31 protein-coding genes are annotated in these 25,159 nt (G+C 67.6%); 11 read left to right on the top strand and 20 right to left on the bottom strand.

What is annotated here, in order from left to right; translation table 11 throughout:
- Positions 1–87: 87 nt before the first annotated feature.
- Together purQ and purS are read right to left on the bottom strand one after the other, a co-directional pair.
- Positions 88–765: a phosphoribosylformylglycinamidine synthase I gene (purQ, locus tag NMQ11_RS05765; RefSeq protein ID WP_255170457.1), complete on the bottom strand. Its 678-nt coding sequence runs from the start codon at positions 763–765 to the stop codon at positions 88–90.
- A complete protein-coding gene (purS, locus tag NMQ11_RS05760; protein WP_255170456.1) occupies positions 766–1,017 on the bottom strand; it encodes a phosphoribosylformylglycinamidine synthase subunit PurS in 252 nt (83 codons plus the stop codon). It abuts the gene before it with no gap.
- Between the two features lie 207 nt (positions 1,018–1,224).
- On the opposite strand from purS, the gene NMQ11_RS05755 reads away from it, so the two are divergent.
- From NMQ11_RS05755 to NMQ11_RS05745, 3 genes are all read left to right on the top strand, one after another.
- On the top strand, positions 1,225–1,377 hold the full coding sequence (locus NMQ11_RS05755) for a C2H2-type zinc finger protein (RefSeq protein ID WP_255170455.1): 153 nt from the start codon (positions 1,225–1,227) through the stop codon (positions 1,375–1,377).
- A gap of 107 nt (positions 1,378–1,484) precedes the next feature.
- On the top strand, positions 1,485–2,441 hold the full coding sequence (locus NMQ11_RS05750; RefSeq protein WP_255170454.1) for a formyltetrahydrofolate deformylase: 957 nt from the start codon (positions 1,485–1,487) through the stop codon (positions 2,439–2,441).
- A gap of 104 nt (positions 2,442–2,545) precedes the next feature.
- The gene (locus NMQ11_RS05745) at positions 2,546–2,740 is read left to right on the top strand and encodes a hypothetical protein (RefSeq protein WP_255170453.1); all 195 of its coding nucleotides are present in this window, start codon (positions 2,546–2,548) and stop codon (positions 2,738–2,740) included.
- 50 nt (positions 2,741–2,790) lie between these two features.
- On the opposite strand, the gene NMQ11_RS05740 is transcribed toward NMQ11_RS05745, so the two are convergent.
- Both NMQ11_RS05740 and NMQ11_RS05735 read right to left on the bottom strand, forming a co-directional pair.
- Positions 2,791–2,973, bottom strand: a complete 183-nt coding sequence (locus tag NMQ11_RS05740; RefSeq protein WP_255170452.1) for a hypothetical protein — start codon at positions 2,971–2,973, stop codon at positions 2,791–2,793.
- An 89-nt stretch (positions 2,974–3,062) separates the two neighbouring features.
- On the bottom strand, positions 3,063–4,127 hold the full coding sequence (locus tag NMQ11_RS05735; protein ID WP_255170451.1) for a phosphoribosylaminoimidazolesuccinocarboxamide synthase: 1,065 nt from the start codon (positions 4,125–4,127) through the stop codon (positions 3,063–3,065).
- A 160-nt stretch (positions 4,128–4,287) separates the two neighbouring features.
- Between NMQ11_RS05735 and cofH the strand changes: the two genes are divergently transcribed.
- From cofH to NMQ11_RS05720, 3 genes are all read left to right on the top strand, one after another.
- Entirely contained in the window at positions 4,288–5,670 is a 1,383-nt protein-coding gene (gene cofH, locus NMQ11_RS05730) for a 7,8-didemethyl-8-hydroxy-5-deazariboflavin synthase subunit CofH (RefSeq protein WP_255170450.1), read from the top strand.
- Positions 5,671–5,796: 126 nt separating this feature from the next.
- A complete protein-coding gene (locus tag NMQ11_RS05725; protein WP_255170449.1) occupies positions 5,797–6,069 on the top strand; it encodes a hypothetical protein in 273 nt (90 codons plus the stop codon).
- 75 nt (positions 6,070–6,144) lie between these two features.
- Complete coding sequence (locus tag NMQ11_RS05720; protein WP_255170448.1) at positions 6,145–7,434, top strand: M48 family metallopeptidase; 1,290 nt, start codon at positions 6,145–6,147, stop codon at positions 7,432–7,434.
- A 6-nt stretch (positions 7,435–7,440) separates the two neighbouring features.
- On the opposite strand, the gene NMQ11_RS05715 is transcribed toward NMQ11_RS05720, so the two are convergent.
- From NMQ11_RS05715 to NMQ11_RS05695, 5 genes are all read right to left on the bottom strand, one after another.
- On the bottom strand, positions 7,441–7,749 hold the full coding sequence (locus tag NMQ11_RS05715) for a DUF7344 domain-containing protein (protein WP_255170447.1): 309 nt from the start codon (positions 7,747–7,749) through the stop codon (positions 7,441–7,443).
- A gap of 73 nt (positions 7,750–7,822) precedes the next feature.
- Positions 7,823–8,977, bottom strand: coding sequence for a 7,8-didemethyl-8-hydroxy-5-deazariboflavin synthase subunit CofG (cofG, locus tag NMQ11_RS05710; protein WP_255170446.1), 1,155 nt, complete (start codon positions 8,975–8,977; stop codon positions 7,823–7,825).
- 36 nt (positions 8,978–9,013) lie between these two features.
- Positions 9,014–9,658, bottom strand: a complete 645-nt coding sequence (gene cofC / locus NMQ11_RS05705) for a 2-phospho-L-lactate guanylyltransferase (RefSeq protein ID WP_255170445.1) — start codon at positions 9,656–9,658, stop codon at positions 9,014–9,016.
- 105 nt (positions 9,659–9,763) lie between these two features.
- Complete coding sequence (locus NMQ11_RS05700; protein ID WP_255170444.1) at positions 9,764–10,951, bottom strand: tubulin/FtsZ family protein; 1,188 nt, start codon at positions 10,949–10,951, stop codon at positions 9,764–9,766.
- A gap of 247 nt (positions 10,952–11,198) precedes the next feature.
- Complete coding sequence (locus NMQ11_RS05695) at positions 11,199–12,119, bottom strand: complex I NDUFA9 subunit family protein (RefSeq protein ID WP_255170443.1); 921 nt, start codon at positions 12,117–12,119, stop codon at positions 11,199–11,201.
- A 114-nt stretch (positions 12,120–12,233) separates the two neighbouring features.
- Here NMQ11_RS05695 and tmk point away from each other — a divergent pair, with 114 nt between their 5' ends.
- Positions 12,234–12,830 (top strand): dTMP kinase, encoded by a 597-nt coding sequence (tmk, locus tag NMQ11_RS05690; RefSeq protein WP_255170442.1) that lies wholly within the window; start codon positions 12,234–12,236, stop codon positions 12,828–12,830.
- Here the strand turns inward: tmk and NMQ11_RS05685 are convergent, their stop codons facing one another.
- A complete protein-coding gene (locus tag NMQ11_RS05685; protein ID WP_255170441.1) occupies positions 12,831–13,154 on the bottom strand; it encodes a DUF7991 family protein in 324 nt (107 codons plus the stop codon).
- A 72-nt stretch (positions 13,155–13,226) separates the two neighbouring features.
- Between NMQ11_RS05685 and pdhA the strand changes: the two genes are divergently transcribed.
- The gene (gene pdhA, locus NMQ11_RS05680) at positions 13,227–14,273 is read left to right on the top strand and encodes a pyruvate dehydrogenase (acetyl-transferring) E1 component subunit alpha (protein WP_255170440.1); all 1,047 of its coding nucleotides are present in this window, start codon (positions 13,227–13,229) and stop codon (positions 14,271–14,273) included.
- Between the two features lie 266 nt (positions 14,274–14,539).
- Here pdhA and NMQ11_RS05675 read toward each other — a convergent pair whose 3' ends face one another.
- Positions 14,540–14,770: an Lrp/AsnC family transcriptional regulator gene (locus NMQ11_RS05675; RefSeq protein WP_255170439.1), complete on the bottom strand. Its 231-nt coding sequence runs from the start codon at positions 14,768–14,770 to the stop codon at positions 14,540–14,542.
- Positions 14,770–15,471, bottom strand: a complete 702-nt coding sequence (locus NMQ11_RS05670; RefSeq protein WP_255170438.1) for a potassium channel family protein — start codon at positions 15,469–15,471, stop codon at positions 14,770–14,772. Before NMQ11_RS05670 ends, NMQ11_RS05675 begins: the two co-directional genes overlap by 1 nt.
- Before the next feature lie 103 nt (positions 15,472–15,574).
- Here NMQ11_RS05670 and NMQ11_RS05665 point away from each other — a divergent pair, with 103 nt between their 5' ends.
- On the top strand, positions 15,575–15,805 hold the full coding sequence (locus NMQ11_RS05665) for an Lrp/AsnC family transcriptional regulator (protein ID WP_255170437.1): 231 nt from the start codon (positions 15,575–15,577) through the stop codon (positions 15,803–15,805).
- A gap of 336 nt (positions 15,806–16,141) precedes the next feature.
- Here NMQ11_RS05665 and NMQ11_RS05660 read toward each other — a convergent pair whose 3' ends face one another.
- Entirely contained in the window at positions 16,142–16,660 is a 519-nt protein-coding gene (locus NMQ11_RS05660; protein ID WP_255170436.1) for a DUF5813 family protein, read from the bottom strand.
- Between the two features lie 176 nt (positions 16,661–16,836).
- Between NMQ11_RS05660 and NMQ11_RS05655 the strand changes: the two genes are divergently transcribed.
- Positions 16,837–17,007, top strand: coding sequence for a hypothetical protein (locus NMQ11_RS05655; RefSeq protein WP_255170435.1), 171 nt, complete (start codon positions 16,837–16,839; stop codon positions 17,005–17,007).
- Positions 17,008–17,013: 6 nt separating this feature from the next.
- On the opposite strand, the gene NMQ11_RS05650 is transcribed toward NMQ11_RS05655, so the two are convergent.
- Complete coding sequence (locus tag NMQ11_RS05650) at positions 17,014–17,403, bottom strand: DUF7522 family protein (RefSeq protein WP_255170434.1); 390 nt, start codon at positions 17,401–17,403, stop codon at positions 17,014–17,016.
- Between the two features lie 98 nt (positions 17,404–17,501).
- Between NMQ11_RS05650 and NMQ11_RS05645 the strand changes: the two genes are divergently transcribed.
- Positions 17,502–18,449 carry a D-2-hydroxyacid dehydrogenase gene (locus tag NMQ11_RS05645; protein ID WP_255170433.1) on the top strand — a complete coding sequence of 316 codons (948 nt, stop codon included), beginning with the start codon at positions 17,502–17,504 and terminating at the stop codon, positions 18,447–18,449.
- Positions 18,450–18,468: 19 nt separating this feature from the next.
- On the opposite strand, the gene NMQ11_RS05640 is transcribed toward NMQ11_RS05645, so the two are convergent.
- The 6 genes from NMQ11_RS05640 to NMQ11_RS05615 form a co-directional block, all read right to left on the bottom strand.
- Positions 18,469–19,830 (bottom strand): hypothetical protein, encoded by a 1,362-nt coding sequence (locus tag NMQ11_RS05640; RefSeq protein ID WP_255170432.1) that lies wholly within the window; start codon positions 19,828–19,830, stop codon positions 18,469–18,471.
- Positions 19,831–20,095: 265 nt separating this feature from the next.
- Positions 20,096–21,373 (bottom strand): O-acetylhomoserine aminocarboxypropyltransferase/cysteine synthase family protein, encoded by a 1,278-nt coding sequence (locus tag NMQ11_RS05635; RefSeq protein ID WP_255170431.1) that lies wholly within the window; start codon positions 21,371–21,373, stop codon positions 20,096–20,098.
- Positions 21,374–21,449: 76 nt separating this feature from the next.
- Positions 21,450–21,956 carry a GNAT family N-acetyltransferase gene (locus NMQ11_RS05630; protein WP_255170430.1) on the bottom strand — a complete coding sequence of 169 codons (507 nt, stop codon included), beginning with the start codon at positions 21,954–21,956 and terminating at the stop codon, positions 21,450–21,452.
- Between the two features lie 9 nt (positions 21,957–21,965).
- Positions 21,966–23,615 carry a 2,3-bisphosphoglycerate-independent phosphoglycerate mutase gene (gpmI, locus tag NMQ11_RS05625; RefSeq protein ID WP_255170429.1) on the bottom strand — a complete coding sequence of 550 codons (1,650 nt, stop codon included), beginning with the start codon at positions 23,613–23,615 and terminating at the stop codon, positions 21,966–21,968.
- A gap of 200 nt (positions 23,616–23,815) precedes the next feature.
- Positions 23,816–24,073: a hypothetical protein gene (locus tag NMQ11_RS05620; protein ID WP_255170428.1), complete on the bottom strand. Its 258-nt coding sequence runs from the start codon at positions 24,071–24,073 to the stop codon at positions 23,816–23,818.
- A gap of 177 nt (positions 24,074–24,250) precedes the next feature.
- Complete coding sequence (locus tag NMQ11_RS05615; RefSeq protein ID WP_255170427.1) at positions 24,251–25,081, bottom strand: NAD(+)/NADH kinase; 831 nt, start codon at positions 25,079–25,081, stop codon at positions 24,251–24,253.
- Positions 25,082–25,159 lie beyond the last annotated feature (78 nt).

Raw genomic sequence — 25,159 nt, 5'->3', positions numbered from 1 at the left:
GGCTACTGCCTGGCCCGCGGCCGTCGGCTCGCAAAAAGCGGCTGCGTCGGCCCCGTTCGTGGCGCGCGGTTCGATCCCGTGTGGCGCTTACGCGTCGAACCCGCGAAGGATTCCCTGCCCGTCGGTGCCGCCGACGTCGGGGAGCGTCGCCCGCTCGGGGTGGGGCATCAGGACGGCGACGGTGTCGCGCTCGCCGAGGATCCCCGCGACGTTGTGTTTCGAGCCGTTCGGATTGACGCCGTCGCGAACCGCGCCGCTCTCGTCGCAGTAGCGAAACAGGACGCGACCGGCCGCCTCGAGTTCCTCGAGGCGCTCGTCGTCGACCTCGTAGCGCCCCTCGCCGTGGGCGATCGGGATCTCGATGACGTCGCCTTCCTCGTAGGCGGCGGTCCACGGGGTGTCGTCGCGCTCGACCCGCAGGTGGACGTGCTCACACTGGAAGCGCGCGCTCGCGTTGGTCGTGAACGCGCCATCGGTGAGCCCGGACTCGCAGCCGACCTGGGCGCCGTTGCAGACGCCGAGAACCGGGATATCGTCGGCTGCCGCTGCCCGAACCTCGCTCATGATCGGCGAGCGGGCGGCCATCGCGCCGGCCCGCAGGTAGTCGCCGTAGGAGAAGCCGCCGGGGAGGACGATCCCTGTCGTCTCGGCCGGCAGGCCGTCCTCGTGCCAGACGATCTCGGCGTCGATCCCGAGGTGTGCGAGGGCGCGCTCGGCGTCGCGGTCGCAGTTCGAGCCGCCGAACCGAATTATCGAAACGGTCATCTACCGCTCGTCGACCTCCACGTCGTAGTCGTGGATCGTCGGGTTGGCGAGCAGGCGCTCTGCCATCTCGCCGGCGCGCTCGCGGGCGCCGTCGGCGGAGTCGGCCTCGAGGTCGATCTCGAAGCGGTCGGCCATCCGGAGCGCCTCGATATCGAAGTCGAGGCGCTCTAAGGCCCGTTTCGTCGTCTCGGCTTCGGGATCGAGCACGCCGTGTTTGAGTCGAACCGTCACCGTCGCGGTGTAGGCGGACATTACGTGATACCCCGCAACCGTGCTCAAAAACGCTTTCGGCTTCAGTCTGTGATACACGTTCGTGGATACCCCTGTCGAGACGCCACCGACGACTCGGCGCACTCCGCTCGTAACAGGCGCGTCGACCGAGTTGTTAACCCGTACTACCGCTCGCCGTTCGTCTCCTAGCAACGCTTTTCACACTCATCGTGGTCGCTTGCTAGCGCGATGGCATACACCTGCTCACGCTGCGATTCGGAGTTCCAGTCGGCGGCCGGCGTCACACAGCACGTCGCGTTGCACCACAACACCTGCGCGGAGTGCGACGAGGAGTTCGACGAAACCGACGCCCTCCGCGAGCACATCCACGACAACCACTGACTCTTCCGCAGTATTTGCCGCTCGAGCGCGGACAGCAGGGCTTTTACACCCGTGCGGCCTGAGGGTGTAGCAATGTTCCGTGCCCCGGCCGCGCAGTGGTGGTGTCGATGACGACCGATCTGACCGAAATCACGGTCATCGGAGACGACGACACCGGACTCGTCGCCAGGGTGACGACGCTGCTGTTCGAGCGCGGGGTCAACATCGAGGACATCGACCAGGCGGTTCGCGACGACGTGTTCCGGATGTACCTCGCGGTGGACACCGCCGGAATGGTCTGTACCGAGGCGACGCTCCGGCGCGACCTCGAGGCCCTCGGCGACGACCTCGGCCAGGACGTCCAGGTCCGCTTTCCGGCCGACCGGGAGACTCAGCAGATCGCCGTCCTCGTCACCAGGGAGAGTCACTGCCTCGAGGCGCTGTTCGAGGCCTGGGCGAACGACCGGCTGGGCGCCGACATCGGGGTCGTCATCGGCAACCACGACGACCTCCGGCCGCTGGCCGAACACTACGACGTCCCGTTTCACGACGTCGGCACCGACCGCGGCGTCCAGAACGAGGACGAACTGCTCGCGTTGCTGGCGGAGTACGACGCCGACCTGATCGTCCTCGCGCGCTACATGCGGATCCTCGGCCCCAACGTCGTCTTCCGGTACGAGGATCGCATCATCAACATCCACCCCTCCTTGCTTCCGGCGTTCCCCGGCGCCGAGGCCTACCGCCAGGCGCTCGAGGAGGGCGTCCGCGTCGCGGGGGTCACCGCCCACTACGTGACGACGGACCTCGACCAGGGGCCGGTGATCACCCAGCGGGCGTTCGACGTCCCCGACGACGCCGACCTCGAGGCGATCAAGCGGCGCGGCCAGCCCCTCGAGGCCGAGGCGCTGCTCGAGGCGGTGCGCCTCCACTTGAACGGCGACGTCTCGGTCCACCGGGGGCGGACGACGGTCCGCGACGACGGCGACGACTACCAGCTCGGTCTGCCCGCGGAGATCGAATCGGTGGCGCCCGACCGTCCGGTCGACGGGATCGGAACCGCGGTCGCCGACGAACCCGGGCGCTGACGGCTCACCCGTCGTTCGCGTCGTTCCCGTTCGGATGGCGCTCGTCGGCTCTGCCTGTTGAAGCAAGCACTACCGTCAACTGTCGCGGTGGTGTGAGGCTGACAATGAGCGATAACTCCGAGCGCGGCTGCGACCGACCCCGCGTAAAGTACTGCGTCGACTGCGGCTGGTTCACGAGCGAGCAGCAACCGACGGAGGGCTCCAGTTCGCGGGCGGCGATCAGACACTTCCTCGAGACCGGCCACACGATCGAGTCGATCGACACCGTCCCGCCGCCGCCGCTCTCGACGCGCCAGTGAGCCCGAGCAGTGACTCGAGAGCCGTACCGCCTCTCGAAAACGAAACCAGGTCAGTCTGCGTTCTGTGCCTCGGTGAGCTCCGCCGTGTTCGGGCTGCCCGACCAGCCGGGCATGACGAACGCGATGTACACCATAAACGCGACCGAGAGCGCGAGCATGATCGTTGCGACGACGGTGACACCGATCGTCGGATCGAACGGAACGATGGCGGGTGCGATACTGTCGAGAGTCATTCGTTACCTCGACGTTACCCGTTCGGTCTTATGAGGTTTTCTGAATCGCCCGGAATCCCTCATTATAGACCACGAGAGACGGTCGCCGGCTAGAGGCCGCTGACCGAACCGATCGCACTCGAGAGCGGCGGCGCGTCGAAGAACTCCCGGCCGGTGTAGGCGTTCGTTCCGGCGCAGTACATGTTCCGGGCGGTCGTGAGCACCCGGTCGTCGAGCGGTTCCGGCTTGACGTCACAGAGCTGTTTCCAGTTCGCGACGTCCTCCTGCTTCGCTTCGGCCTTCGCGGCTTTGACCGCCTGGACCCACTGGGGCTGGGTGCGCTTGTGGTACTGGCGGAGCACCTCCTTCGAGAGCTGGGTGCCCTCGTAGCTGAAGCGGTTCTCGTCGAACGTGCCGACGACGTCGGCGACGCGGAGTTCGCCGCTCGCGGGCCCGCTGGCCCGCTCGCCGTCGGCGGCGGCAGCCGCCCCGTAGTACAGACACTCGATCTTGCCGTCCTCGTGGACCAGGTCCGTCGCCGAGGCCTGGTCGGTGATCACGTCGTTGACCTCGCGGGCGAGGGCCTCGAGATCGTCGACCGAGGCGCGGCCGGCGATCTCGTCGGCCTCCTCGCGGGCGAGGTAGCGGTCGCCCTCCTCGTACTTCGTGGAGAACTCGACGATCGGCTCCTCGAGTTCGACGACCCCCTCGGGCCACGTCTCGGCGTCGAGGCCGTGGTCGGCCGGCTCCGTCCGGCGGCGCAGACTCGAGCCGACGGGGACCCGGTTGCGGAAGATCACTTCGAGCGGAACGAGGTAGTTCTCACCCGCCGCCTCGTGGTAGGCCTCGTAGTCGTAGGTGCGCCCCTCGTTGGGCAGGTCGGGCACCTGCGTGAGGTCGATCGCCATCTCCCAGGGCGGTCGCGACGCCTCCCCGAGAGCGAGCGTCTCGCCGTTCTCGACGATACCGCGGTAGTGCGTCGGGATGCCGGCTGCCTCGAGCAGTTCGAAGTTGAACGCGCCCATCGTACAGAGACTCGCGCCCTTGTCGGGGATCTGGTCGGGCATCTTCCCCCAGTCGAACACCGAGTAGTCGTCGGTGAAGACGAACGAGCCGCGCCCGAGTGCGTCGGCCGTCGCCTCCTCCTCGATCCGGAACTCCTTGACGCTCGTCACGGCCGCCACCTCGGGGACGGACAGTCACCGCTGTGCATACTCGAGTTGCCGGGGTGGGGACCTAAGAAGGTTTCAGTATCCGGCAGCGGTCGCCGTCGTCGGCCCACCGACACCCGCCGAGACGGCATCCTTTTTGTGCTGTGCGCGTATCGTTGCGACGATGGACCGACCGGTGACCGACGACGACCTCGCCTTCGCGCACGCCCCCGAGACCGACCAGCCGTTCGAGAACGCCCTCGAGAAAGCGCGGGCAGGCGAGCGACTTTCCGTCGAGGACGCCGTCGCCCTGCTGACGACGGGAAGCGACGTCGAGGGGATCGACCGGCGACGCAAGGAGCGGGTGCTCGAGACCGCGGACCGTCGCCGCGCCGAGGTCGTCGGCGAGGAGGTCACCTTCGTCGCCAACCTCAACAACAACGTCACGACCGCCTGCAACGTCGGCTGTCTGTTCTGTAACTTCAAGGACGCGGCCCACACCTTCGAGGAGGGGTACGAGGCCGACCCCGGCGTCGAGGCGGCCGGGTTCACGAAGACGCCCGCCGAATCCCGAGAGATCGTCAGCGACGCCGTCGCCCGCGGCATCTACGAGGTCACGTCGGTCTCCGGACTCCACCCCGGCTTCGCACTCGACGCCGAACACCTCGAGATCCTTCGCGCACACGAGGAGCCGAAGGCGGTCAACTTCGTCCCGCCCGAACGGTACGCAGTCGATCCCGGCACCTACGTCGAGCAGCTCGAGGCGATGGCGGTCGACGGCGTCCACGTCCACTCGATGACCCCCGAGGAGGCCTACCACGCCCGGCGGGGGACCGACTGGTCCTACGAGGAGGTCTACAGCCGCCTCCAGGACGCGGGACTCGACACCGTTCCCGGCACGGCAGCCGAAATCCTCGTCGACGAGGTGCGAGACGTGATCTGTCCCGGCAAGATCGACACGCAGGGGTGGCTCGAGGCGATGGAGGCCGCCGCCGACGTCGGCCTCGGGCTGACCGCGACGATCATGTACGGCCACGTCGAGAACGAGCGCCACCGGGCGATGCACTTAGCGCGAGTGCGCGACCTCCAGGAGCGCGTCGACGGCGCAATCACGGAGTTCGTCCCGCTCTCCTTTATCCACCAGAACACCCCGCTTTACGAACACGACGTGGTCTCGGGCGGGGCGAGCCAGGCCGAAGACGAGCTGCTGATCGCCGTCTCGAGGCTCTTCCTCGACAACGTCGAGCACGTCCAGTCCTCGTGGGTCAAGTACGGCGACGCGGGCGGCCTGAAGATGCTCAACTGCGGGGCCGACGACTACATGGGGACGATCCTCTCCGAGGAGATCACGACCCGCGCGGGCGGCGAGCACGGCGAGTTCCGCTCCTTTGCGGAGTACGTCGAGATGATCACCTCGATCGGCCGGATTCCGGTCGAGCGCTCGACTGACTACGAGCAACGGCGCGTGATCGACCCCGACGACCCGCCGTTCGGGCCGCGACTGGGACCGAAAGCCGACGGGACGCCGCTGCTCGAGTCAGGGGCGCGGGCGACGGCGGACGACTGATACGGTCTGCTGTAAGTCATTTCCGGTGGGACCGCGACCCGTCCTGTTGCCCCACCGGTACACAGTTACAGCAGTCCGTACGACCCGGACGACCGATTTTTCATCCATCCGCGCTTCGAGTGCGTTATGAACCACCTGTTCCAGACCGCAGAAAACCGGTGGCGGCTGGCACCCCACGCCCACCTCGTCGTCTACGACCGCGAACCACGTGGCCTGCTCACGATCTACGACTGCGGGGCGGCACAGAAACCGCCCTCCGCACAGCTACTCGGTAGCCTCGAGTCGGTCGACGCCCGCGCGGAGATCCGACAGAACCCGACTGGGCGGGTCGTCTCGCTCCGCGAGCAAGCAGCCCTCGAGCGCGTCGGCGATGACCGGTATCGGATCGTTCCGGCCTGACTGTCCGGCGCCGGTCGCCGACCGGCGCCTCCGTCCGTCGCAACCGTTAACCGCGCCCGATGACATTCCCGTGGCATGCTCACCGTCCACCTCGTCTTTCTCGTCCTGTTCGTCGGAACGACGGCGTTTTTCACCGGTCTCTCCCTGTTGAACCTCCGATACGGGGCGGCGATGCTCGAGCGCGAACGCGAGTGGGTCGAGGATCGCCTCGACCTCGAGGATACCGACCGGGTCGTCGCCTACCAGCGCGCGAAGACCCGGCTGGGAGCGGTCCAGACCTGGGCCACCGTCGCGCTGTTCCTCCTCGTTCTCTACTCCGGCGCGCTCGCGGCCGTCGGGGAGGGCCTCGAGGCGCTCGGCTACGGGCCTGTCCCTACGGGCGTCGCCTTCTTCGTCGGGGTGACCGTTGCACTCCAGCTGTTCTCGGTGCCGTTCGACCTCTACGATACGTTCGTCCTCGAGGAGCGGTTCGACTTCAACGAACAAACGCCGGGGCTGTTCGCGAAGGACCTCGTTCTGGGAACGGTCATCTCGGCGACGTTCGTCGTCGCGCTCGCGGGTGGGGTGCTCTGGTTCATCGCGGCCGCCCCGACGTACTGGCCAGTCGCGGCGCTCGCGCTGTACGCCGCCTTCTCGCTCGTCATGCTCGTCGTCTATCCGCGGGTGATCGCCCCGCTGTTCAACGACTTCGAGCACGTCGAGTCGGGCGAGTTGCGGGCGGCCGTCGAGCGGGTGTTCGACCGCGCCGGGTTCTCCTGTGACGGCATCTACGTGATGGACGCGAGCAGACGCTCCTCGCACTCGAACGCCTACTTCGTCGGCTTCGGGCGCACCAAGCGCGTGGTGCTGTTCGACACCCTCGTCGAGCAGATGGAGTTGCCCGAAATCGAGGCCGTCCTGGCGCACGAACTCGCCCACTGGAAGCGCGGCCACATCTGGAAGGGGTTCGGCGCGGGGCTGGTGCGCGTCGGCGCGATTCTCGTGATCCTCTGGTACCTGCTGTCGGCGCCGTGGCTGTACGAGATGTTCGCTCTGCCGGAAACCGCCTACCTCGGCCTCGCCGTCGGCGCGCTGTGGATTCAGCCGCTCGCGAAGCTCTCGCGACCGCTCGAGAACAGACTCTCGCTGGCCCACGAGCGAGAAGCCGACGCCTTCGCGACGGACGTGATGGGCGACGGCGAGCCCCTGATCGACGGCCTCTGTCGCCTGACGAGCGAGAACCTCTCGAACCCGTTTCCCCACCCCTGGTACGCGACGTTTCACTACACGCACCCGCCGATTCCGGACCGGATCCGCTACATCCAGAACCTGCGCGAGGACCGGGCGGGCGAGACGTCGCCGCCGGGCGCAAGCGGCGCGGACTGAACGTTCTCAGTCCGAGTACGATTTCTGGGTCTCCACGAGCGTCTCGAGGGTCGGCTGGATCTCCGCGAAGTTCGGCCCCGCGGTGATCTCCCCGTGCTCGCGGTGCCAGGTGACGTAGCCCGCGTCCTCGAGCGCCGGCAGGTGAGCGTGTGCGAGCGCCAGTCGCGTTCGTTCGTGGTGCTCGCGCGCTGACGGACCGACACCGGAAGTAACGCGGTCGTCCTGTGGGTCCCGTTCCAGCAGCGAGAGCAGGAGCCGTCGCCGGTGTTCGCTCGCGAGCGCGCCGAAGATCCGCTCCCAGTTCGCTCCGTCCATGTGGGGTCGCTAGCCGCGCCGGCACATCTCCAGAGTGCCTACCAGCGTAGGGGACTTGCGGGAGACGCCGGGATCAGCCGTGTCGCCCGGCGAGAACCGCCCGGTAGCGCCGCCCGCTCCCGTCGTCGGCCTCGAGCGCCGCCCGAACGCGCGGGGAGATCCACTCGCGGTCGCCGCCGGCCGCGCCCTCCGCGGGAACGCCGTCGAACCCGTCCGGGCGCAGGTCGGCCGGGAGGAACCGCTCGTAGACGGGCAGGCGCTCGCAGAGCGGGACGCCGGCTTCCTCGGCGATCGCCTCGAGTTCGCGCAGCGCCGGCCAGGCGTAGTCGGGGTTGATGTGGTCGTCCGTCACCGGGGAGACGCCGCCCAGATCGTCGATGCCGCAGTCGACCAGCTGTCGGGCGGGCGCGAGGTTCGGCGGCACTTGCACCGAGACCTCTTCGGGGAGGGCGACGCGGGCCATCGCCGTCACCCGCCGCATCGTCTCGAGGCTCGGGGTGCCGCCGGACCACCGCTCGTTGTCGACGACCGGCTGGACGATCACCTCCTGGATGTGGTCGTAGCGTTCGTGCAGCTCGCGGATCGCGAGCAGGCTCTCCGCCCGGTCGGCCCAGCTCTCGCCGATTCCGACGAGGATGCCGGTCGTGAACGCGACGTCCAGTTCGCCCGCGGTTTCGATGGTTCGCAGGCGCTGGCCCGGCTCCTTGCGCCGAGGGCCGGCGTGGGCGTCGACTGCCGCCGTGGACTCGAGCATCACGCCCATGCTGGCGTTCAGGTCGGCCACTTCTGCCATCTGCTCGCGGGTCTGGTCGCCGGGATTCGCGTGGGGGAGCAGCCCCTCCTCTATGGCGACCTCGCAGGCCGCCCGGAGATAGGTGTGGATCGAGTCGTGGCCCCACTCCGAAAGCTGCTCGTAGATTTCGGTGTAGCGGTCGTCCGGGTCGTCGCCGAACGTAAAGAGGGCCTCCGTACAGCCGGCTTCGGCGCCGGTTCGACAGATCTCGCGAACCTCCTCGAGGGAGAGCAGCGACGCCTCGCCGGGCGGGTCGAAGTACGTACAGTAGGTGCAGGTGTACCGGCAGGCGGTCGTCAGCGGAACGAAGACGTTGCGAGCGAAGCTGAGCGCCGGCGCGGGGGAGACGTCCTCCGGCGTCACCGAGAGCAGCCGCTCGCGCTCGTCGGGATCGATCGGGACGTCGACGCCGTACTCGGCCGCGCCGGGGATCATCACGTCGGTGTGGCCGCCCCGCGAGTATAAGCGCTCTCACTTCGGCCCGGGGTCGTCGACGCGCGCGGTTTCCGTCCGGGAGACGCCGACGCGACCGCCGGTCGTCTCGAGGCGAAATCCCGCCTCCTCGAGGAACGCCCGCGAGCGACTTCCGCCGTGGAGCACCACCTCGACGAGATCCGCCGGTTCGTCGACGTCGGTCGCGAGCCGGAAGGAGTCGACCGTCTCGAGGCGCGCCCCGATCCCGTCGGCGACCGCCCGGTGGTCGAGGTACGACGCGCCGTGGTAGTCCACCCGGAACTCGGGGTGGCGGACGACGAGGGCGTTCGTTCCGCCGCCGCGACCGGGTGCGACGACGACCTCGCCGTCGGCGGCGAACAGCGCCTCGAGCGCGTCGCTCGTCGCCAGCGCGAGGTCCGCCATCACGACCGCGACGGGGCCCGTCGCGGCCTCGAGGACACCGTTGACGGCCTCGCTCAGCGGTCGCTCGTCGACGCGGACGTCGGCCTCGAGATCGACCGGCGCAGTCGAAAGCACCGTCGGCTCTCCGCGGGTGTCGTCGATCGCCGTCAGCACGTCCTCGAGCATCGCTCGGGCGAACCGCTCGCGTTCGGCCGGCGAGAGCACCGGCGCGAGTCGCGTCTTCGGTGCGTCGACGGCGAACGGGACGACGACCTGCATCGTCCGGTGGTTGCCGGTACGTCGGCAAAAGGGCGTCGCCATCGCCGAACGGGGCTCGAGGCGGTCGCTCTCCGGTGTGTGAAACGAGCAGCGACAGCGCGAGAGCTAGAACAGCGGCTCGAGTTCGTCCTCTTCGTCCTCGACGAGCGTCTCGAGGTTCTGCTGGCTCTCGGCCTGGATGTCCTCCATGTTCTCCTGTGCCTCGATCGCGACCTGCTGGAGGCGCTTGATCCGCGGGACGTTCGTCACGCCCGACAGCAGGATGGCCGCGGAGACTTCCGGATCGTCGAGCGGGTAGTCGCCGCCCCGGACCTCCATCGAGCCGGTCTCCTCCTCGAGCCACTTGCGCCCGCGCTCGATACCTTTCCGGTTCAGGTACTCGTTGGGGCCCGCGAGGACGAGCAGCGCCCGCTCGGTGCCGTCGATCTCACAGGGGAGCGTGAGCCGGCCGAGCGCGGCCTTGCGGACGAGACTCGTGATGCGGTTGGTCGTGTTCGCGGCGTCGAGGCCGTCCTCCGGGCCGTTTCCGGTGCCGCCGGTAAAGCGCGCCAGCAGCCCACCGCCGCCGCCGGTGAGTTCGACGTCCTCGCTCGCGTAGCCGACCGTCGAGACGCCGCCGCCGGAGAGCGTGTTGATGATCTCCGAGGAGTCGACGACGCTCTCGGCGACGTCCTGTCCCTCGCCGACCTCGCCGGCGCCGAAGAGGATGCCGAAGCGGCGGACGATCTCCTCGTTGATCTGGTCGTAGCCGCCCTCGACGGACTCGCCGGTCTGTCGCCAGGAGTCGTTGTCGAAGACCAGCAGGTTGTCCACCTCGCGGACGAACGTCTGGAACGACCGTGCCGCGTTGAGGGTGTAGATACCGCCCTCGTCCGTGCCGGGCAGGACGCCCAGCCCGTAGACGGGGATGGTATAGATCCGTTTGAGGTGTTTCGCGAGGACGGGTGCGCCACCGCTGCCGGTGCCGCCGCCCATGCCCGCACAGACGAGGAACGCGTCGACCTCGTGGGTCGGGATCGCGTCGACCGCGTTCTGCACCTCGTCGATGTCTTCCTCGGCGACTTCCGCGCCGAGTTCGTTGTCTGCGCCCACGCCGTGGCCCTTTACCCGGGCCTGGCCGATGAGCACGCGATTCTCCTGTGGAATGTTCTCGAGACCGATGAGATCCGCCTTCGCGGTGTTGACGGCGATCGCCGCGCGGACGATCCCGCCGTCCGTTCGATCGTCGTACTCGAGGAATCGATCGACGATTTTCCCACCGGCCTGTCCGAATCCGATCATCGCCAGCTTCATAGTTAGTTTGGGGGCTCCGTTGCGTTGACACCAGTGCGATAAACAGTATAAATCTTTTGATTGTGTGAATATGTGGCATATGTGGGCACCATCGGAAACCGGGAGACTGCGCCGAGTTCGTCGACGGACTCTCTGAACATATTGTATATTTGACTGTCTCGAGTTCAATTCTTTATAGTAAGTGTTTGGGTCCTCCAGTCCAGCCATTAAACCCCACCCCCATACGCGACTCCCGATCGGCGCGGCGCTACGCGGTCTCGCGCGGGGGGTCGCTGGTCGCCCGCGTCTCGAGGCCGAGGTACTCCCGGAGGGTCTTCAGATCGCTCTCTGACCGGCCGAACGCGGCGATGTCGTTCCGGCTGACGACGTTGTCCACCTTCAGCGAGCGCGCCTGATCCGGACCGAACGGGACGAACGGGATCGGCCCGGCGACGGTGAGCCCGAGTTTCGCCAGCGGCATCGGCACCGGGACGATTGCGACCGACTTCCCCTCGGCTTCGTACGCGAGTTCCGTCACGTCCGCGAGCGACAGCACGTCGGGGCCGCCGAGTTCGTAGGTCTCCCCGACGTGTTCGTCGTCCTCGAGCGCGTCGGCCAGCATCGGAACCAGATCGCCGACCCAGATCGGCTGAAACCGCGTCTCCCCCCCGGCGGGGAGCCCCGTGACGTACGGCGTCGTCACCAGTTTCGTGAACTCGATGAACTCGGCGCCGTCGCCGAAGACGACCGAGGGCCGGAAGATCGTCCACGCGCGGTCCGACTCCCGGACGACCTCCTCGGCTTTCCCCTTCGCCCGGAGGAACTCGGTCGGCCCGTTCGGATCGACGCCGAGGCCGCTCATCTGGACGAACCGCGGGACGTCTCCTTCCTCGGCGGCTCTGACGAGGTTCTCGGTTCCCCCGAGGTGGACGTCCTCGTGGCTCCTGTCACCCGAGGGCTGAAACAGCGGCGAGAGCGAAACGAGGTTGACGACGACGTCGTGTCCGGCCACGGAGTCGGCGATGGAGTCGTAGGCGGTGGCGTCGCCCATCGCCGTCGACACCCCGTCCGGGAGGTCGTCGCTCTCGGGGCTGCGCGAGAGCACGGTTACCTCGTGACCGCGGTCGACCAGTTCCGCGGTCAGGTTCGTGCCGATGAAGCCGCTGCCGCCTGCGACGAGGATTCGCATACTCGAGTACTGTGTCTCGAGCGGTAAATAACTAGAAGGCTACACTGTAATGGTTCAGCGGGAACGATCGCTGCTCTCGACAGATTCTAGTAGCTACCGGCGAGACTGACGGGTATGCTCGTTACGCTCGAGGGACTGGACGGCAGCGGCAAGACGACGGTCTGGGAGGCGCTCCATGACGTCTACCCCGAGGCGGTGTTCACCTCCGAACCGACCTCGGGCGAGACCGGCTCCTGGTACGGCGAGGCCGTCTACCGCTCGATCGCCGACGACGACGCCGACCCGCTCGCCGAGCTGTTTCTGTACACCGCAGACCACGCCGACCACCTCTCGCGGCTGATCGAACCAGCCCTCGAGCGCGGCGACCTCGTGATCTCGGATCGGTACTCCGACTCCCGGTACGCCTACCAGGGGGCGAGCCTCGAGGGGAGGATCGTCCGTCCGATGGAGTACGTCGTCGGCGTCCACCGCGCGTTCTCGACCGATCCGGATCTCACGATCTACCTCGACGTCGACCCCGAGACCGCGGCCGCCCGCGCGGGCCAGACCAACAAGTTCGAACACGAGGCGTACCTCTCTGCGGTCCAGGCCAATTACGAGCGGCTGATCCGGGGTGAGCCCGATCGGTTCGTCCGCGTCGACGCGACCCGCCCGCCGGAGGACGTCCTGGAACGGGTCGAATCGGTGCTCGCGAACGTCCTCGAGGAGTGATCAGTTCTCCGTCGTCTCCGGCAGTTCGACGTCGTCGGGGTGTGGCATCCAGAACACGTCGATGGTGTACCCCAGCGCGAGCGGGATGCCGATGACGACGGTGAACACCATCTCGGTCGACCCCAGGTCCGCGCCGAGACCGAGCGGGCCGCTCAACACCAGCGTGAAGACGAACAACACCATCGGAATCAGGACGAGCACGTACAGCAGCGTCCCCCAATGCGTCTCGAGTCGAATGCGCAGAAACCGGGTGGCGACGGCCGCGAACAGCGTGTTGATCAGGAGGATCACGAGAAGGCCGATCACCGAGACGAGCGACACCATAATCGTCGCTAGCGGGTGCACGCTCTTTTCGGTATCGGAACCGCTTTGATACCCGCGCGAGAGACACCGGGCATGAACCGAGTTATCGGGGAGCGCGACCTCGACGAGACGCCGTACGGCGACGAGGAGGCGATCGCGCTCTATCGCGACGTGGTCCGGACGCGCCGATTCGACGAGCGCGCGCTCGCATTACAGCGCCGGGGCTGGATGAGCGGCTACCCGCCGTACAAGGGTCAGGAGGCCTCGCAGGTGGGCGCTGCCCACGCGCTGGCCGGCGACGACTGGCTCGTGCCGACCTACCGCTCGAACGCGATGCAGATCGCCTTCGGGGTGCCGATGAGCGACATCCTGCTGTTCCGCCGGGGCTACGCGGAGTACACCTCCGGCCACGACCTGAACGTCTTCCCGCAGGCGGTGCCGATCGCGACCCAGATCCCCCACGCCGCGGGGATCGGGATGGCCGCGAACTACGCGGACGACGACGCCGCGGTCTGCTGTTACTTCGGCGACGGCGCGACCAGCGAGGGCGACTTCCACGAGGGGCTCAACTTCGCCGGCGTCTTCGAGGCGCCGGTCGTCTTCTTCTGTGAGAACAACGACTGGGCCATCTCGCTGCCACGGGAGAAACAGACCGCGAGCGACACCATCGCCCAGAAGGCCGAGGCCTACGGTTTCTCGGGCACGCAGGTCGACGGCAACGACCCACTCGCTGTCCGCGAAACGGTCTCCGAGGCGCTCGAGTCCGCCCGCGAGGGCGAACCGGTCCTCGTCGAGAGCCTGACCTACCGTCAGGGCGCCCACACGACGAGCGACGACCCCTCCCGCTACCGCGAGGAGCGCGACGACCTCCCGGAGTGGCGCACCGCCGATCCGCTCGAGCGCTACGAAACGTACCTCCGCGAGCAGGGCCTCCTCGACGACGAACTCGCCGAGACGATCGAGGCGGAGGCCGACGACGAACTCGCGGAGGCGGTCGACACCGCCGAGGAGGCGCCAGCCCCCGAACGCGACGAAATCTTCGATCACGTCTACGCCGAGCGGACCCCCCGACTCGAGGAACAGAAGGCGTGGCTCGAGTCGTTCACCGAAGAACACGACGTCCAGGAACTCGAGCACTGAGCGGGTCTCGAGTCAATTCTCGCAACCGAGCGATTCTGCTCATTCTGTAGTAACCGTCACACGGCCGGGCACGCGGCTCGAGCATTGCGAGAGCCGCGTAACTCGGGGAAGGGCAGGCCGTTTCCTGCACTCACCGCGAGCCTCGGAGAGGCGAGCGGGCCGACGATCGACCCGGAAGCCGCGCGTCGCGCGGCTGGCGGGAAGAGAGGAGAGCTTTTACGCTGCGGGCGCGGCTTTGCCGCGCCCGCAGCGTAAAAGGTCGTTCCTTAGTCCATCGCGATGTACGTCTGCGTGTCCTCGACGCCGCGGATACCCTGGATCTGGCTCGCCGCGATCTCCTTTACCTCGCCGGGCGTGTCGACGCGCGCCTTCGCGATGATGTCGACGTCGCCGGCGACGATGTGGGCCGCCTCCACGCCGTCGATCCCCTCGATGCTGTCTCTCAGTCTGTCCGCCTCGCCCGTGTTCGCCTTGACCATAACGAATGCCGTGACCATCAGTTGACACCTCCGCGTTCCGCGTTCGCGATCGCGTTCGTCGCCGAGTTACCGACGAGGATCTGCCGGACGTCGCTCAACACCGCGAAGTCCGCGAGCACCACCAGCCGGTCGCCGGTCTCGAGGGACTCGTCGGGGGTGGGGATCTCGAGCGGCTCGCCGCGCTTGCCGAACGCAAGCATCGTGGCGTCGGCCGGCAACTGGAGTTCGCTGATCGTGTACCCCCGGACGGGGGCGTCGTCGGTGATCGTGAGCTCGACGACCTGGAGGTGCTGTGCGATGTCGGCGATCGCCCGGATCGTGCCGCCCAGCAGGGCGTTTTTCGCGCCCATCGCACCGAGCCGTTCGGGGTAGATCACCTCGTCGACCTCGTCGGCGTACTTGCGGTAGATCTCCTCGCGGTAGTCCTCGTCGATCCGCATGATCGTCCGGCAGGCGTGGTGTTTGGCGATCATACACGCCGCGAAGTTGGCGTTCAGATCGCCCGTGAGCGCGCCGACGGCGTCGGCCTCCTCGACTCCCGCCTCTCTGAGAAGCTCTTCGCGCGAGCCGTCGCCGTGGACGACGGTGAACTCCTGGTTGCGGGCGCGACGGACCTTCGCCTCGTCGCGCTCGATGAGCGTCACCTCGTGGCCCTCTTCGCGCAAGACGCGCGCCGTGCGCAGACCGACCCGTCCGGCACCAATGATGACAAACCGCATGGGCAAGGGTACGCCGTCCCCCGTCAATAAGTTTGCCCCGCCGGGCGGAGAAAATTGGGCAAAGGCTTTAGTCATGTGATGGTGTATCACACCGCCGAGATCGATGGTTCACGCGTACATCATGGTGAAGACCGCATCCGGACAGTCAGAGCACCTGCTCGAGGAGATCCGCAGCCTCGAGACGGTCGGAGGCGCCCACATCGTCGCGGGCAACTTCGACATCATCGTCGAGGTCGACGCCGGCGAGGTGTACGACGTTCTGAAGACCTCCTCCTCCGAGATTCAGGGGTTCGACGGCGTGGAAGGGACGAAGACGTACATCGCGATGGACTGACCGTCGGTTGCGTCGCTCGAACGGTCGCTCGCCGATCAGCCGACACGCCTCTCGGCACCGGCTCTGGCCGACCACCCGTTGCCGGATCGACGCGCGTTCTGTTCGCTGAGAATTACCATTAGAAATTGATTTACAAATCATTTGAATTGGCCAATTTAGTTTATAAAAACTGCAGTTGTACACGTGGTTGCAAGGGGGCAAGAGCCGTCTCACACGCGCCTCGGCCCCAGTTGCCTGTTATGTTATGTCTGGTCGGGAGCGTTTCAGGCACCGACCATTCCGACCTCGAGGAACTGAGAGTCGCTGCTGAAAGCGTAGCGTGAGCCGCCAGCAGCATCACAGCGGCGTCCCACCGCGCTCGCCGTCCGCCTGCTGGCCGCGCTGCTGGGCGCTCTCGAGCAGGGTCGCGGCGGCGCCTCGGTACTCGTAACCGGGGATGATTCCCTGGGCGTACGTTCCCTCGACGTACTCGATCAGTGTCTTGGCGTCGTCGACGCCCTCCTCGGCGTCCCAGGCGACGTACTCGAGGACGACGCGAACGCGCTCCGGGTCGCGCTCGAGCCGTGGCTCCTCGTGGGTGCTCGTGCGGGCCACCGAGAAGACGTCCGCGAGGCGGCGCTCGAGCGTCTCGAACCAGCCGTCCTCGACGACGGGATCGACGGGGTCGTGGGTTGCCGCCGAGAGCGACGGCAGGTCGACGATCAGATGGAAGGCGCCGTCGCGCTCGCCCGGCGCCTCCGCGGCGGTGACGATCGCCTCGAAGACGGTCGTTTCGAGTGCGTAGCCATCCGCCGTCGGAGCGAACGAGTCGTGGGCCTCGAGCGCGCGGTCGACGGCCCCGGGAAGGTCTGTCATCGCTCGATGGATCGGGTTTCTGCGGCAAGGCTGTTACGCTCGCGCCGTCGGTCGACTCCCGTAATCTCGTGTTACCCCTCCGGCGTCGGCCCGCGAAACCGTTGCGCGAAATAAGCCGCCGTTAGAGCGGTGTTCGCCCCGCATAACTACGAGTGCGGTCGGCGTCGGTCGGGGTCATGGCTCTTGATAAGCACGTTGCCGAACAGCGACGGTTCGCGCGTCTTCTCGGAACGGACTCCGACCGCAGCGGCCTTCCGGTCGGCGCTGCGGTCGACGAGGCGGAACTCGACGTCGAATCGACAGTAACGGCCGGTAACGACGTACGGTCGGTTTCGGCCGACGATTAACGCTTGTTAGCGATCGGTTCGGTTCTCGAGGATCGTTCCGAGCGCGGTGGCGACCTCCTCGAAGTCCTTCATCGTCAGCCCGTCCGTCGTGACGAACACGCCCTCGCGGTCGGTGGTCACCCGAACGAGAAAGCCGTTGTCGAACGCCCGTATCGTGTAGCGGTAATCGCCCAGTTCAGATCCCTCGTAGGCCGTTTGCGTGGTCTTAAACCCGCGCCACTCGTGGCCGATGAACGTCGAGAGGTCGGCGTCCCGCGAGAGGTCCCCGCGCAGGTACAGCTGCTCGAAGTCGTCCCGCGTGAAGTAGGTGACCGACCGCAGGCTGTCGCCCACGGCGGTTCGACAGACCGTCCGAACGTGGTCTGCGGTTTCACCCGGCAGTAACCCCGCTGTCATGCCGTCACCGTCGACCGCCGGTGCCTTAACGGCCGTGGCTTTCGCTTCGCCAGCGGGAACGAAAAGAGCAAACTCGCCGGCGGCCACAGCTACGGCCGATGACCGACGAACTCCTGATTCCACACCCGTTCTCTCGCGAGGCGAAGACGACCCTCGAGGCCGAGCTCTCGTCGCTCGAGGGCGTCTCGGTGGTCGTCGCGGAGACGCCCGCCGAAACCCGCGCGGGGTTCGAGACCGCTACCGTCGCCATGACCCCACGCCTTCCCGCGGAGTGGCGCGAGCGCGCGGAGCGCCTCGAGTGGGCCCAGGCGACCAGCGCGGGGTACGACCACTACGACCTCGAGGCGCTCGAGGCGGCGGGGATCGTCCTCACGAACGCCGCGGGCGTCCACGCCCAGCCGATCGCCGAGCAGGTGCTGGGGGCGATGCTCTCTTTCGAGCGAGAACTGTTCACCGCCCGCGATCAGCAAGGGGACGGTCTCTGGCTCCGTACCGAAGGCGGCGAACTCGCCCGCAAGACCGTCGGTATCGTCGGTCTCGGTGCGATCGGCGGCCGGACCGCGGAGCTCGCCGCGGCCGTCGGCTCGACGGTCATCGGAACCAAGCGAGATCCCTCGAGCGCGCCGGCGGCCGTCGAGACGGTCTACCCGCCGGAGGAACTCGACGAGGTGCTGCGTCGCGCGGAGTACCTGGTGCTCGCCTGTCCGCTGACCGACGAGACGCGGGGGCTGATCGACGGGGCGGCCCTCGAGACGATGCCGTCCGACGCGGTGCTGGTCAACGTCGCCCGCGGCGGGGTCGTCGAGGAGGCGGCGCTGGTCGAGGGGCTCCAACAGGGGCGGATCGCCGGCGCCGCCCTCGACGTCTTCGAGGAGGAACCCCTTCCGCAGGAATCGCCGCTGTGGGACCTGCCGAACGTCCTCGTCACGCCGCACATGGCGGGGTCGACGCCACAGTATTACGAACGAGTCGCGGAGATCTTCCGGGAGAACTACGAGCGGTTTCGGGCGGGTGATCTCGAGGGAATGCGAAACCGGATCGTCTGAGCCGTACCCGGGGGACCGCTCAGTGCATCTGTTCGTCGCCTTCGAGATCGCTCTGGTGCTCGAGTTGGACTTCGTCGTCGGTGATGCGCCCGATCTGTTCTCCGCGCACCGGGAAGGCGTCGTCGTCCGCGTTCCCCCAGTCGAACGCGGCTTTGATACGATCGGTGATGCCCGGGTGTGCGTCGACGTACATCACGTTTTCGTCCGCTTCGACGGCCGTGACCATCCCGATCTCCTCCCCGCTGGCGTCGACCACTCGCTTTCCGGCGTCGTCCTCCGAGAGCGCCGTCCGAGCCGTCGCCTCGTCCGGTTCGTCGGTCGCGGGGTCCGTCGCACCGGTCGGCTCGTCCCCTTCGTCTCCCGCGACTTCGACCGCGAGGTCCTCGGAGCGAACGATCTCCATGTCGAGGAGGTCGCCCCCGGTGATCTCGACGTCGAGCCGTTTGCGGTCGACGACCTCCTCTTCGACGAGGCGCTCGCGGTCGAAGTGGGTGTGTATCACGTCGTCCGTGGCGATTTCGGTCTCGATGTCGTAGTGGGTCATGACCTCGTCGGGCGAGAGATCACTCTCGAGAATCCCCGTCTCGGCGATCGTCTGGTGGAGCCCGCTGACGTCGATGTCGTGGTCCTCGATGGTGTCCGTCTCGGTGACGTCGGTGTCGGCGATTCGGCTCTCGACCGTGAACCGCTCGACGACCGCCCGCGTGACCAGCCACCGTTCCTCGACCTCGAGTTCGGGGCGGTACGGCAACTCCTGCTCCAGGGTGGTGGCGTCGGTATCCGTTTCTACCGTCTCGGTTTCCGCGCCGGTCGCGTCGCGCTCGTATAGTGCGGCGGAACCGAGGTATCGGTCGCTGTCGAACCAGCCGTCGTAGTCGGCGGTTCGATCGTCGACGAGCGTGCAGTTCGTACACTCGCGGCTCAGCGGTTCGGCGTCGACGACGCGCTGGTCGAGCACCTCGCGGCCGGCGAGTTCGCTCTCGACCGTCGCCTCCTCCACGATGACGCTCTCGACGGTGGTGGTTTCGGTGACCGTGCTTCGAACCGTCTCGCCCTCGAGGAGGCTCTCCTCCACCTGTTCGCGGTCGACGCCGGCGAGCGCCTCCTCGCGCCCCATCACGTGAAACGGCTCCGCGGTCGACGAGCTGTAGTAGCGGACGACGTAGTCCCGCTCGTCCATCTCGTCGAAGAAGACGTCCCACTCTACCCGTTCGTGGACCTCGTCGACCTCCGTCTCCGGAACGAGAACGAACGCTTCAGTTTCCTCCGTCGCCGCGGTGTGCCGGACCGGAATCGCGCCGTGTTCGTCTGCCCACTCGCGGATCGTCTCTCGGCTCGCCGATATCTGGGCGTCCCGATTGTCGGTCGAATCGTGTGACATGGTACGAAACGAAACGGCGACGCGTCAAATAAACGACCGCGGTCGTTCCATTCGGAAACCTCGCCCGACGCACTCTACTACAACCTATTCGATATCTCATACGTCGATAACTGTCGATTGGTAACTGGGACCGCTTCGACACTATCGGCGGTCTCGGCGGGCTCGAACGTATTAATGGCACGAGGGATACCAGAACGAAACGGAGTGTCTCTCACCGGTGAGATCAACCCGACTGACGTCACCCACCCGTCACAGGTCGGGGCGCTCAGGCAGCGTCGATCGCCGCCTCGAGATCCGCGATCACGTCGTCGACGTCCTCGATTCCCACGGAGATCCGCACGAGATCGTCGGTCACGCCGCTGGCCAGCTTCTCCGCTTCCGTGAGTTGCTGGTGGGTCGTGCTCGCCGGGTGGATGATCAGCGTCTTCGCGTCGCCGACGTTCGCCAGCAGGCTCGTCAGGTCGACCTCGTTGCAGACGGTTTCGGCCGCGTCGTAGCCCCCTTCGAGCCCGAACGTGATCATCCCACCGTACCCCCCGTCCAGGTACTTGCTGGCGTGGTCGTGCGTCTCGTGACTCTCGAGACCGGGGTAGGTGACCCACGCGACGTCGGGGTGAGCCTCTAAGAACTCCGCGACGGCCATCGCGTTCTCGCAGTGTTTCTCCATGCGAAGGGGGAGTGACTCGAGTTTCTGGAGCGTGACCCAGGCGTCGAACGGCGACTGCTGGTTGCCCAGGTCCCGCAGGCCGCGGGTGCGAGCGGCGATCGAGAACGCCTGCTCGCCGAACGTCTCGTGGAAGTTGACGCCGTGATAGGCCGGGTTCGGTTCCGTGAGTTCGGGGTAGTCGCCCTCGTCCCAGGGGAAGGTGCCGCCGTCGACGAGCACGCCGCCGACGGTCGAGCCCGCGCCGTGGATCCACTTCGTCGTCGAGTTCCAGACGAGGTCCGCGCCGTGTTCGATCGGACGACACAGGTACGGCGTCGCGAACGTGTTGTCGACGAACAGCGGGACGTCGTGGTCGTGGGCGATGTCGGCGATCCGCTCGATGTCGGGCGTCACCAGCGCCGGGTTGCCGATCGTCTCGAGGTGGACGAACGCGGTGTCGTCGTCGATCGCCTCGTCGTAGGCGTCGTACTCGAGCGTGTCGACGAATTTCGTCTCGATCCCCCGCTTTGCGACGGTGTGGGTGAGGTAGGTGTACGTGCCGCCGTACAGCGACGACGCGCTCACGATGTTGTCGCCGACGTCAGCGAGGATGAACGTCGCCAGGTCGAAGGCGGCCATCCCCGACGAGGTCGCGAGCGCGCCGACGCCGCCCTCGAGGGTCGCGATGCGCTCCTCTAACATCGCGTTCGTCGGGTTCATGATCCGCGAGTAAATGTTGCCGAACTCCTCGAGTCCGAAGAGGGCGGCCGCGTGCTCGGTGTCCTCGAACTCGTAGGAGGTCGTCTGGTAGATCGGCGGCGCCCGCGCGCCCGTGGTCGGGTCCGGTTCCTGGCCGGCGTGGACGCTGTTCGTCGCGAAGCGGTGGTCGTCCGTCATGGCCGACTTCTGGGAGCGAGTCACCGTAAAGGCGCGAGTAGCTGCAAAAACGGTCGGTGTCCCGGAGCCGCGGCACCTACAGCCGTTTTTCCATGTGGAGGACGTCGAACGGCGCGGTCTCGAGTCGGCGCACCCGGACGTCCTCGTAGCCCCGGCGGCGGTACATCGCCGGCAGGAACGGGTGGCCGTCGAACGTCCGGAGTCGGAGCCGGTCGGCGCCTTCCCGTCGGGCGACCTCCTCGGCGTGGCCGACTAACGCGCTCCCGACGCCGGCCCCGCGAGCCCGCGGCGGGACGGCGAGGCGGCCGAACTCCGGGGCCTCCTCGTCGTAGCGCCCCTCGTTGCGGTACCGGATGCTGCCGAGGAGTTTACCCGCGCGGACCGCGAGGTAGAGGCGCGCCTCCCGGACCCAGTTCTCGAGGGCGGCGCGGTCGGCCTCGGCGGCCCGGGAGGGAAAGCCGAGTTCGACGTTCGTCGCGTAGGCCGCCCGGTACAGCCGCGCTAGCGTCGGGGCGTCGGCGAGCTTCGCGGGGCGGATCGAGTCGATTCCGGTCGTGGTCGCAGTTTCGCGTGTCGACTGCATGCGGCCGCCTCACTCGAGTACGTTCTCGCCCGTCATCTCGGGGGGCTGGTCGACGTCGACGAGCGAGAGCAGCGTCGGCGCGATGTCGGCGAGCGTACCGTCCTCGCGGACGCGTTTCCCGCCACCCGTCCCGTCGGGTGCCACGTAGACGAACGGCACGTCGTTGTACGTGTGCGCCGTGTGGGGCTCCTCCTCGGTACCCATGTCGTCGGCGTTGCCGTGATCCGCCGTTACGAGGACGTGTGCGCCGTGGGCCTCGAGAATCTCGGCCAGCCGCCCGAGCTGCGTGTCGACGGCCTCGACGGCCTCGACGGCGGCCCGGTAGTCGCCCGTGTGGCCGACCATGTCGGGGTTGGCGTAGTTGAGCACGAGCACGTCCGGGTCCTCACGCTCGATGATCTCGATGGCGGCGTCGGTCACTTCGGGGGCGCTCATCTCCGGTCGCAGGTCGTAGGTCGGGACGTCCGGACTGTCGACGATTTCGCGGCGCTCGCCGTCGAACTCTACCTCGCGGCCGCCGTTCAAGAAGTAGGTGACGTGGGCGTACTTCTCGGATTCGGCGATCCTGAGCTGGGTCTTTCCGGCGTCTGCGAGCACCTCCCCGAGCACCTGCGTGGGCTGGTTCGGCGGGAACGCGACCGGGAGGTCGAACGTCCTGTCGTACTGGGTCATCACCACGACCTCGACGTCAGGCGGGTGCGTCTCGAACTCGCTCGCCCAGTTCTCGGGGCGGATGTCCGCGAGCAGTCGGGTTAGCTGGCGGGCCCGGTCGGAGCGGAAGTTGAACCAGACGACCGCGTCGCCGTCTTGCAGCGCAAGATGGCTGCCAGCTGCGCTGTGTTCAGCGCTGTCGCCCGAGTCTTCGACTCCGGCTGCTCGAGACGCCTCTGGCGTCTCGCTGTCGCCGTCTCGTAACGCGAAGCCGTTCGGCTCCTCCCCGGTTCTCCCGCCCGTCACCAGCGTCGGCTCGACGAACTCGTCGGTCTCGCCGCGGTCGTAGGCCTCTCGGACGGCCGCGAGCCCGCTTTCGGCCGCGTGCTCGGCCTCCCGGTTCACGATGGCGTCGTAGGCTCGCTTCGTCCGCTCCCAGTTCTGGTCGCGATCCATCGCGTAGTACCGCCCCGAAACGGTCGCGACGTGACCGGTACCGGCGTCGTCGATCACGTCCTCGAGCCTCTCGAGGTAGCCCTCGCCGCCGGTCGGCGAGGTGTCCCGGCCGTCGGTAATCGCGTGCGTGAACGCCTCGACCTCGCGGTCGGCGGCCATCCGGATCAGCGCGTGGAGGTGTTCGTGATCCGAGTGGACGCCGCCGTCGCTGACGAGGCCCAGAAAGTGAACGCGGCCGTCGCGCTCGCGGGCGTGGTCGAACGCCCGGGTGATCGCGGCGTTCTCGCGGAAGGAGCCGTCGGCGACGGAGTCCGAGATACGGGTGTACTCCTGGTGGACCACCCGGCCGGCGCCGATGTTGAGGTGGCCGACCTCGCTGTTGCCCATCTGCCCGTCGGGAAGCCCGACCCGCCGGCCCGCGACTTCGAGCCGTCCCGTCGCGCCGTTTCTCGAGAGTCGGTCGAAGACCGGGGTGTGTGCGGCTTCGACCGCGTCTCTGCCCGTCCCGTCGCTGAGACCCCAGCCGTCGAGGATGATCAGAGCCGCCTCCATACTCGAGCGGTCACCACGACGCCGTAACTAGCTATCGTTCGCGGGGGTCGACGCGGCGGTCGTCGCTCGCGCGGACGTCCCAGCCCGCGGGTCGGCGCCGCCTCGAACGGCCCGGATTCGCCCGGTCGCCGGGAGCACCGGCTCCGACCGGTGACGAACCCGCACGCGCCAACACCACTCCCTCGAGGCCGAGAGACCGATCAGTCGCCGTGATCGTACAGCGCGCCACACTCCCCACAGCGGGTGCCGCTGCCGGGTTTGCCGCGCTGGGCGAACACGCTGCCACACTCATCACAGACCATGTACAGGCGGTGCTCCGGCGGCACGCCCGCTTTGAACTCCATGTGAACCCACGCGTCGGGGTTCTCCTCGTCGTAGACGGTCACCCCGGAGGCCGTCTGGCGCCAGTTGATCGCTTCGCCGTCGGGGTCGCCGGCCTGTCGCGCTCGCTTCGACATCGGATACCCGAGTGCACCGCCCCCGGTCGTATAACCCTTCTGATAGATTTTTACCCGCGGACGAGTTCTAGTAGTCGTTGAACGTCATCGCACTCCCGGTCGCGAACGTGCGGCCAGCGCGTGCTCGCTGGCCGTTCCCGGCGACCGGTGAGTATCTCGTTTCAACGACTACGATACTCACTCGAGTTTCCCGAGGGCGTCGAAGAAGTTCACTCGGGGGCCGGCGACCGTGATCGGACTGTCGGCGAGTTCGACCGTCACCGTCGCCGGCGGCTCGAGTTCGCGTCGGCTCCGGCCGTCGCTGATCGCGTAGGCGGTGTCCGAGCCCGAGACGCGCAGTTCGATCTCGCTGTCGCCGTCGACGACGAGCGGCGGCGCCCGCTCCGTCGCGCACATCTGGGCGATCACGAGCGCGTCGACCGGCGGGCGGATCAGCGGCCCGCCCTCGCTCAGGTTGTAGGCGGTCGAGCCCGTCGGCGTCGCGACCAGCACGCCGTCGGCGCGGCTCGCGGCGTAGGCGTCGCCGTCGACGCGGATCTCGACGTCCGTCCGGCCGCCGTGGCCCCGGCGCGGCCCGTGGACGACGACCTCGTTGACCGCCGGCTCGAGCGTCCAGTCGTCGCCGCTCGCCTCGAGGCGGACGACCTCGCGGCCGTCGACGCCGCCGGTCTCCCGGAGCTGCGCGACGAGCGTCGAGACGGCGTCGACGGCGTCCGCCGGCGAGACCGCGTTCAGGAACCCGACCTCGCCGAGGTTGACGCCGAGGATCGGCGCGGATCCCGCCTCTCGAGCGACGAAGAGGAAGGTTCCGTCGCCGCCGATGCTGACGACGAGGTCACAGTCGTCCATCGCCGCGACCGGCACCCCCTCGGCGTCGACCGCCGGGGCCGTCGACTCGTCGACGACGACCCGAACGCCGTCCGGCTCGAGCGTCTCGATGAGCGCCGCGACGAGGGACTGTGCACGCTCGTTGTTCCGCTGGGCGACGATTCCGACGTCAACGTCCATCGTCGCCGGATACCGCTCGCGGAGCCAAAAAACCCACCAGTCGCTCGCGGTCCCGCGGTCGCCGTCCATCGGCGCCGC

Origin of the sequence: Natrononativus amylolyticus, assembly GCF_024362525.1 — an archaeon.
Lineage (GTDB): Archaea > Halobacteriota > Halobacteria > Halobacteriales > Natrialbaceae > Natrononativus > Natrononativus amylolyticus.
This window is presented reverse-complemented; position numbering and strand designations above follow the sequence as displayed.

What these genes read in the sequence shown, in the direction of transcription:
- NMQ11_RS05725 (WP_255170449.1), top strand. Translation starts at nt 5,797, where the DNA reads ATGAACCACCTGTTCCAGACCGCAGAAAACCGGTGGCGGCTGGCACCC.
- tmk (WP_255170442.1), top strand. Translation starts at nt 12,234, where the DNA reads ATGCTCGTTACGCTCGAGGGACTGGACGGCAGCGGCAAGACGACGGTC.
- NMQ11_RS05755 (WP_255170455.1), top strand. Translation starts at nt 1,225, where the DNA reads ATGGCATACACCTGCTCACGCTGCGATTCGGAGTTCCAGTCGGCGGCC.
- cofG (WP_255170446.1), bottom strand. Translation starts at nt 8,977, where the DNA reads ATGATCCCCGGCGCGGCCGAGTACGGCGTCGACGTCCCGATCGATCCC.
- NMQ11_RS05670 (WP_255170438.1), bottom strand. Translation starts at nt 15,471, where the DNA reads ATGCGGTTTGTCATCATTGGTGCCGGACGGGTCGGTCTGCGCACGGCG.
- NMQ11_RS05615 (WP_255170427.1), bottom strand. Translation starts at nt 25,081, where the DNA reads ATGGACGTTGACGTCGGAATCGTCGCCCAGCGGAACAACGAGCGTGCA.
- NMQ11_RS05640 (WP_255170432.1), bottom strand. Translation starts at nt 19,830, where the DNA reads ATGTCACACGATTCGACCGACAATCGGGACGCCCAGATATCGGCGAGC.
- NMQ11_RS05635 (WP_255170431.1), bottom strand. Translation starts at nt 21,373, where the DNA reads ATGACGGACGACCACCGCTTCGCGACGAACAGCGTCCACGCCGGCCAG.
- NMQ11_RS05740 (WP_255170452.1), bottom strand. Translation starts at nt 2,973, where the DNA reads ATGACTCTCGACAGTATCGCACCCGCCATCGTTCCGTTCGATCCGACG.
- NMQ11_RS05655 (WP_255170435.1), top strand. Translation starts at nt 16,837, where the DNA reads ATGGCTCTTGATAAGCACGTTGCCGAACAGCGACGGTTCGCGCGTCTT.
- gpmI (WP_255170429.1), bottom strand. Translation starts at nt 23,615, where the DNA reads ATGGAGGCGGCTCTGATCATCCTCGACGGCTGGGGTCTCAGCGACGGG.
- NMQ11_RS05645 (WP_255170433.1), top strand. Translation starts at nt 17,502, where the DNA reads ATGACCGACGAACTCCTGATTCCACACCCGTTCTCTCGCGAGGCGAAG.
- NMQ11_RS05720 (WP_255170448.1), top strand. Translation starts at nt 6,145, where the DNA reads ATGCTCACCGTCCACCTCGTCTTTCTCGTCCTGTTCGTCGGAACGACG.
- NMQ11_RS05650 (WP_255170434.1), bottom strand. Translation starts at nt 17,403, where the DNA reads ATGACAGCGGGGTTACTGCCGGGTGAAACCGCAGACCACGTTCGGACG.
- NMQ11_RS05630 (WP_255170430.1), bottom strand. Translation starts at nt 21,956, where the DNA reads ATGCAGTCGACACGCGAAACTGCGACCACGACCGGAATCGACTCGATC.
- NMQ11_RS05715 (WP_255170447.1), bottom strand. Translation starts at nt 7,749, where the DNA reads ATGGACGGAGCGAACTGGGAGCGGATCTTCGGCGCGCTCGCGAGCGAA.
- pdhA (WP_255170440.1), top strand. Translation starts at nt 13,227, where the DNA reads ATGAACCGAGTTATCGGGGAGCGCGACCTCGACGAGACGCCGTACGGC.
- NMQ11_RS05665 (WP_255170437.1), top strand. Translation starts at nt 15,575, where the DNA reads ATGGTTCACGCGTACATCATGGTGAAGACCGCATCCGGACAGTCAGAG.
- NMQ11_RS05620 (WP_255170428.1), bottom strand. Translation starts at nt 24,073, where the DNA reads ATGTCGAAGCGAGCGCGACAGGCCGGCGACCCCGACGGCGAAGCGATC.
- purQ (WP_255170457.1), bottom strand. Translation starts at nt 765, where the DNA reads ATGACCGTTTCGATAATTCGGTTCGGCGGCTCGAACTGCGACCGCGAC.
- cofH (WP_255170450.1), top strand. Translation starts at nt 4,288, where the DNA reads ATGGACCGACCGGTGACCGACGACGACCTCGCCTTCGCGCACGCCCCC.
- NMQ11_RS05675 (WP_255170439.1), bottom strand. Translation starts at nt 14,770, where the DNA reads ATGGTCACGGCATTCGTTATGGTCAAGGCGAACACGGGCGAGGCGGAC.
- NMQ11_RS05660 (WP_255170436.1), bottom strand. Translation starts at nt 16,660, where the DNA reads ATGACAGACCTTCCCGGGGCCGTCGACCGCGCGCTCGAGGCCCACGAC.
- NMQ11_RS05745 (WP_255170453.1), top strand. Translation starts at nt 2,546, where the DNA reads ATGAGCGATAACTCCGAGCGCGGCTGCGACCGACCCCGCGTAAAGTAC.
- NMQ11_RS05750 (WP_255170454.1), top strand. Translation starts at nt 1,485, where the DNA reads ATGACGACCGATCTGACCGAAATCACGGTCATCGGAGACGACGACACC.
- cofC (WP_255170445.1), bottom strand. Translation starts at nt 9,658, where the DNA reads ATGCAGGTCGTCGTCCCGTTCGCCGTCGACGCACCGAAGACGCGACTC.
- NMQ11_RS05695 (WP_255170443.1), bottom strand. Translation starts at nt 12,119, where the DNA reads ATGCGAATCCTCGTCGCAGGCGGCAGCGGCTTCATCGGCACGAACCTG.
- NMQ11_RS05685 (WP_255170441.1), bottom strand. Translation starts at nt 13,154, where the DNA reads ATGGTGTCGCTCGTCTCGGTGATCGGCCTTCTCGTGATCCTCCTGATC.
- purS (WP_255170456.1), bottom strand. Translation starts at nt 1,017, where the DNA reads ATGTCCGCCTACACCGCGACGGTGACGGTTCGACTCAAACACGGCGTG.
- NMQ11_RS05700 (WP_255170444.1), bottom strand. Translation starts at nt 10,951, where the DNA reads ATGAAGCTGGCGATGATCGGATTCGGACAGGCCGGTGGGAAAATCGTC.